This is a genomic window from Nocardia sp. NPDC058497 (genome assembly GCF_042720195.1).
Taxonomy (GTDB): Bacteria; Actinomycetota; Actinomycetes; order Mycobacteriales; family Mycobacteriaceae; genus Nocardia.
On sequence record NZ_JBHXMY010000388.1, the window covers coordinates 1 to 5,709 of the forward strand.

7 protein-coding genes are annotated in these 5,709 nt (G+C 67.2%); 6 read left to right on the forward strand and 1 reads right to left on the reverse strand.

The features are described 5' to 3' along the window. From ACFWPJ_RS22735 to ACFWPJ_RS22760, 6 genes are all read left to right on the forward strand, one after another. Window positions 1-422: ACP S-malonyltransferase (locus ACFWPJ_RS22735; RefSeq protein ID WP_378854384.1), on the forward strand; the 422-nt coding region annotated here is incomplete at its 5' end. 81 nt (window positions 423-503) lie between these two features. Next, window positions 504-803 carry a meromycolate extension acyl carrier protein AcpM gene (gene acpM / locus ACFWPJ_RS22740; RefSeq protein ID WP_019046010.1) on the forward strand — a complete coding sequence of 100 codons (300 nt, stop codon included), beginning with the start codon at window positions 504-506 and terminating at the stop codon, window positions 801-803. A 10-nt stretch (window positions 804-813) separates the two neighbouring features. Further along, window positions 814-2,064: a KasA/KasB family beta-ketoacyl-ACP synthase gene (locus ACFWPJ_RS22745; RefSeq protein ID WP_378854386.1), complete on the forward strand. Its 1,251-nt coding sequence runs from the start codon at window positions 814-816 to the stop codon at window positions 2,062-2,064. A gap of 126 nt (window positions 2,065-2,190) precedes the next feature. Next, complete coding sequence (locus tag ACFWPJ_RS22750) at window positions 2,191-3,621, forward strand: acyl-CoA carboxylase subunit beta (RefSeq protein ID WP_378854394.1); 1,431 nt, start codon at window positions 2,191-2,193, stop codon at window positions 3,619-3,621. 226 nt (window positions 3,622-3,847) lie between these two features. Further along, window positions 3,848-4,192, forward strand: a complete 345-nt coding sequence (locus ACFWPJ_RS22755; RefSeq protein WP_378854388.1) for a hypothetical protein — start codon at window positions 3,848-3,850, stop codon at window positions 4,190-4,192. Window positions 4,193-4,216: 24 nt separating this feature from the next. After that, window positions 4,217-4,729 carry a winged helix-turn-helix transcriptional regulator gene (locus tag ACFWPJ_RS22760; RefSeq protein WP_378854390.1) on the forward strand — a complete coding sequence of 171 codons (513 nt, stop codon included), beginning with the start codon at window positions 4,217-4,219 and terminating at the stop codon, window positions 4,727-4,729. 89 nt (window positions 4,730-4,818) lie between these two features. Here ACFWPJ_RS22760 and ACFWPJ_RS22765 read toward each other — a convergent pair whose 3' ends face one another. Next, entirely contained in the window at window positions 4,819-5,514 is a 696-nt protein-coding gene (locus ACFWPJ_RS22765; RefSeq protein ID WP_378854392.1) for a nitroreductase family protein, read from the reverse strand. Window positions 5,515-5,709 lie beyond the last annotated feature (195 nt).

Below are 5,709 nucleotides of genomic sequence, written 5' to 3' on the forward strand. Positions count from 1 at the left end.
GCCTGGAAGCTCTGGCGGAGCTCGCCGCGAACCCGCCGGAGAAGGCACGGGTCCGCGCGTTGCCCGTCGCCGGTGCGTTCCACACCGCTTTCATGGCCCCGGCGCAGGCTGCTGTCGCTGATGCCATCGCTCAGATCTCGCCGAGCGACCCGATCCGGACGCTGCTGTCGAACTTCGACGGCAAGCCGGTCACCTCGGGCGCCGACGCGATCGACAAGCTCGCCGCTCAGGTCACCCGCCCCGTGCGCTGGGACCTGTGCACCGAGACCGTCCGCGAGGCAGCTGTCTCGGCCGTGGCCGAACTGCCGCCGGCGGGCACCCTCGTCGGTATTGCCAAGCGGGAACTGAAGGGCACGCCCAACCTGGCCCTGAAGACCCCGGAAGACCTCCCCGCGTTGGTCGAACTGACCATCTCCGGCTAGCTTTCCCCACGCGGTCGCGCACGACGAGGTGCCGGCCGTTCAAGACCCCTACCAAATGAGAACAAGAAGGGAGCCACCAAAGTGGCCGCTCTGACCCAGGAACAGATCGTCGAAGAACTCGGCAAGATCATCGAAGAGGTTACGGGTATCGAACCCTCCGAGGTGACCATCGAGAAGTCCTTCGTCGACGACCTGGACATCGATTCGCTGTCCATGGTCGAGATCGCTGTGCAGACCGAGGACAAGTACGGCGTCAAGATCCCCGACGAGGACCTTGCCAGCCTGAAGACCGTGGGTGACGCTGTCTCCTACATCCAGAAGCTCGAGGCGGAGAACTCCGACGCCGCCGCGGAGCTCAAGGCCAAGTTCGACGCCGAGTAGGGCTGAACCAGTGACCACTCCTTCCACCCTGAACGGGAATTTCCCCAACGTCGTCGTCACCAGCATGGCGGCGACCACGTCGATCGCGGGTGACGTCGATGCGACGTGGAAGGGACTCCTCAACGGCGAGAGCGGAATCGACGTTCTCGACGATCCCTTCATCGAGGAATACGACCTGCCGGTGCGGATCGGCGGTCACCTGAAAGTCAGCCCCGACACGCTCCTGAGCCGGGTCGAGATCCGCCGCATGGCGTATGTCGAGCGCCTGGCGACCGTCCTCGGTCGCGAGGTGTGGAAGAACGCGGGCAGCCCGGAGGTCGACCACGACCGTCTGGGTGTCGCGATCGGCACCGGTCTCGGCGGCGGCGACGCGCTGATCGACTCGGTCGACAAGCTGAAGAACGGCGGCTACCGCAAGATCTCGCCGCTGGCTGTTCAGATGGTCATGCCGAACGGTCCGTCGGCCGTCGTCGGTCTCGAGCTGAAGGCCAGGGCGGGAGTGGTCACTCCGGTCTCGGCGTGCTCGTCGGGTTCGGAAGCCATCGCCAACGCGTGGCGGATGATCGTGATGGGTGACGCCGACATGGTCGTCACCGGCGGTGTCGAGGGCTTCATCTCCGACGTCCCGATCGCGGCCTTCTCCATGATGCGTGCCACGAGCACCCGCAACGACGATCCGAAGGGCGCCTCACGGCCGTTCGACAAGGATCGTGACGGCTTCGTCTTCGGCGAGGCCGGGGCGCTCATGACCATCGAGACCGAGGAGCACGCCAAGGCGCGCGGTGCCACCATCCACGCGCGTCTGCTGGGTGCGGGCATCACCTCCGATGGTTACCACCTGGTGGCCCCCGATCCCGAGGGCACCGGTGCGGCAAGGGCGATGACCCGCGCGATGCAGACCGCCGGTCTGACCAAGCGCGACATCACCCACATCAACGCCCACGCGACCGCGACCCCCATCGGCGACACCGCCGAGGCCAACGCGATCAACTTGGCAGTGGGCAAACACGCTTCGGTCTATGCACCGAAGTCGGCACTGGGCCACTCGATCGGCGCCGTCGGCGCTCTCGAGTCCATCCTCACCGTGCTGGCCATCAGGGACGGCGTCGTTCCGCCGACGCTGAACCTGGACAACCAGGATCCGGCGATCGATCTCGATGTGGTGCACGGGCAGGCCCGTCACCAGGAAATCGAGTACGCGATCAACAACTCCTTCGGTTTCGGTGGGCACAACGTCGCGCTCGCCTTCGGTCGGGCGTAGCCGCCGACTGCATTCACGATCGCCGGTGGGGTCGCGCCAACTCAATGGTTCGACCCCACCGGCGGTTCGCCATACGCAGCCGCCGTAGCGGCGAGAATCTCAACGATGGCAGGAGACGACGACGCGATGACCATCATTGCTCCCGCGTTCAACGACACGACGACCGATCCGCGTGACCCGCTGGGCCGGCTGCAGCGATTCTTCGATCCCGGCACCGTGCTTCCGCTGCACCCGCGGGACAAGTCCGGCGTGCTGGCCGCGATCGGCGAGGTCGACGGTGTCCGCACCGTGGCCTACTGCTCGGACGCGACCGTCATGGGCGGCGCGATGGGCGTCGAGGGCTGCAAGCACATCGTCGACGCGATCGACACCGCCATCGACTCCGGCATCCCGGTCGTCGGCCTGTGGCACTCCGGCGGCGCTCGCCTCGCCGAAGGTGTCGAGGCGCTGCACGCGGTGGGCCTGGTCTTCGAGGCGATGGTCCGCGCGTCCGGCCTGGTCCCACAGATCTCCGTGGTGCTCGGCTTCGCGGCCGGTGGCGCCGCCTACGGTCCCGCGCTGACCGACATCGTCATCATGGCCCCCGAGGGCCGTGTCTTCGTCACCGGTCCGGACGTCGTGCGTTCGGTGACCGGCGAGAACGTCGACATGGAGACCCTGGGCGGGCCGACCACACACTTCAAGAAGTCCGGCGTGTGCCACATCGCCGCCGACGACGAAGCCGATGCCCTGCATCGCGCCCGCCGGCTGGTCTCGATGTTCGCCGAGCAGGGCGAGTTCGACCAGGCCGTCGCCGAGCACGGTGACGTCGACCTGAAGGCGATGCTGCCCGCCTCGCCCAAGCGCGCCTACGACGTGAAGCCGATCATCCACGAGCTGCTCGACAACGTCGACGGTGAATCCTCCTTCGAGGAGCTGCAGGGTGGCTACGCCCGCAGCATGGTCGTCGGCCTCGGTCGCCTCGGCGGCCGCACCGTCGGCGTGCTGGCCAACAACCCGCTGCGCCTCGGCGGCTGCCTGAACTCCGAAAGCGCTGAGAAGGCTTCACGTTTCGTGCGCCTGTGCGACGCGTTCGGCATCCCGCTGATCGTCGTCACCGACGTCCCCGGCTACCTGCCCGGCGTCGGCCAGGAACTCGAGGGCGTCGTCCGCCGCGGTGCGAAGCTGCTGCACGCGTTCGCCGAAGCCCGCGTCCCCCGCGTCACCCTGGTGACCCGCAAGATCTACGGCGGCGCCTACATCGCGATGAACGCCCGCTCCCTCGGCGCCACCGCCGTCTACGCGTGGCCCGGCTCCGAAGTCGCCGTCATGGGCGCCAAGGCCGCCGTCGGCATCCTGCACAAGAAGGCACTCGCGGCCGCCCCCGAAGCCGAACGCGAAGCCCTCCACGAGCGCCTGACCGCCGAACACGAGCAGATCGCGGGCGGCGTCGAACGCGCCGTCGCCATCGGCGTCGTCGACGAGGTCATCGACCCCGCCAAGACCCGCAGCATCATCGCCGCGGCCCTGGCCTCGGCCCCTGCCCGCAAGAGCCACCACAAGAACATTCCGCTCTGATCGCCATGCGGTAGTTGTTCCGCGGCCGTCGCCATCTCCCTGAAACAGGAAGTGGCGGCGGCCGTTTCGCGTTCAGCTCCGGCGCCTGTTCACCGCGAGATCCCACCACGCACAGGGCTGTTTGCCGACCGATTATCTGTGCGCACGAATCCGGTAGGGCGGTAACTCACGTGCGGTCTGGCGCACTGACCCGTAGCCTGACCTCCACACGGAGGGACGGGGATCGGTGGTTCGGAGAAGTCCGCAGGAGAAGAAGGCGCTCAGTTACGCGAAGGATCGTCGTAACTGCTACGGCGAGAACGACAAGAGCTCACGCAAGAACATCCCGCGCAGCAACCGCATTCTGAATCGGGTCGACCGCCGGCGCGAGGGCATCTTCGCCGGGGCTACCGGACCGGTGGATCTGGTTGCCGCCGAGCAGTGCGAGGTGGAGCTGTTGTCGACCCGATCGAAGTGGCAGACCTCGGGCTGGTGGAAGATGCCGGACGCACCGCTGCGCGATGTCGTGGCCGCCAAGCTGCGACGAAGGTCGCGGGCGAATTCGGTCGAGAGCAGTCCATCCACCGGATAAAGGGGGACCCGACCACCTTCGGCGGTGTGGACACCTGCCGTCCCGGGCGGCTATGGCGCGCATAATGGCAGGGTGCGCTATGAGGAACTCGCCGACGTCCCGTGTTCGATCACGCGGCCGCTGGTGATCTTCGGGGACCGGTGGACACTGCTGGTGCTCAAGTACTGCTTTGCCGGGGTGCGGCGGTTCAACGCGTTTCAGAGTGCGCTGGGGATTTCGCGGAGCCGGTTGCTGGATCGGCTGGATCGGCTGATCGAGCACGAGATCCTGGTGAAGCGGCCTGCCGAGGACGGGGCCTATGAGGAGTACCGGCTGACCGAGAAAGGTCACGCCATCTACCCGATCCTGATGGCGATCCGGGACTGGGGCGATGCGTACATGGCGCCGGACGGCCCACCGGTGGAGTACCGGCACAAAGGTTGCGGCGGCGAAGCCCACGTACACCTGACCTGCGACAAGTGCGAAGCCGAGGTCGCCGCGCGAGACATCGTGCCGGAACCGGGCCCCGGCCTCACCTCGACCTCGCGTTCCGCCTGAGGCGACCGCCTGGACGGATGATCACCACGCTCTGGTGTGAGCCCAAGCGAGAGCCGACCTGCACCACAGCGTGGTGATCTTGTTCCGGATCAGCTGGTGTGCCAGGTGATCTGGTTGTCCAGGGGGGTGCGGGTGGTGCGGAAGGTGTTGATCGGGTGGTCGAGGTCGGGGTGGCCGAAGGAGACGCCGAAGACGACTTTGCGGTGGGTGGGGAGGTCGAAGTAGTCGCGGAGGAAGGGGGAGTAGGAGGCCAGGGCGGCTTGGGGGGCGGCGGCGAGGCCGAGGGCTTGGGCGCCGAGGAGGAAGGATTCGAGCCAGAGGCCGCAGTCGATGGCGCCGTAGATGCCGAGGTCGGCTTCGGAGGTGACGATGGCGACGTGGGGTGCGTCGAAGAATTCGAAATTGCGGACCATCTGGCGCATCGTGTTCTCGTGGTCGCCCTTGGCGATGCCGACGCTGTCGTAGAGCTGGAAGCCGCATTCGCGTCGGCGGTCGCGGTAGACACCGGCGTATTGGGCGGGGAACTCGAAATCCGGTGCGGTGCCGTTGGTTTGGATGTGGGTGAGCAGTTCCTTGCGGAATCGCTCGGTGCCTTCGCCCGCGGTGACCACGACCTGCCACGGCTGGGTGTTGCACCACGACGGGGTGCGCTGGGTGAGGCTCAGCAGTCGTTCGATGGTCGCGCGGTCGACCTCGTCGGGCAGGAATTGCCTGCAGGTCCAGCGGTCGTCGGCCAAGCGCTGGAGCACGGCGAAATCGCTGCTGTCGTGGTCGGTCGGCGCCATCGTGCGGCTCCCTACATCGGTAGAACTAGTCTCATTTTGAGACCACGTTAGCAGTCGGGCCGGAAACGCGGAACCCGCCCCCCCCCCGAAATAGGGTGCGGGCGGGGGGGGGTCGGGGTTAAGGGGCGACGCCCGGGGACCCCCCCGATAGCGCTGGCGATTCCGATCAACGCGACCCCGCCGACACCCCTTGCG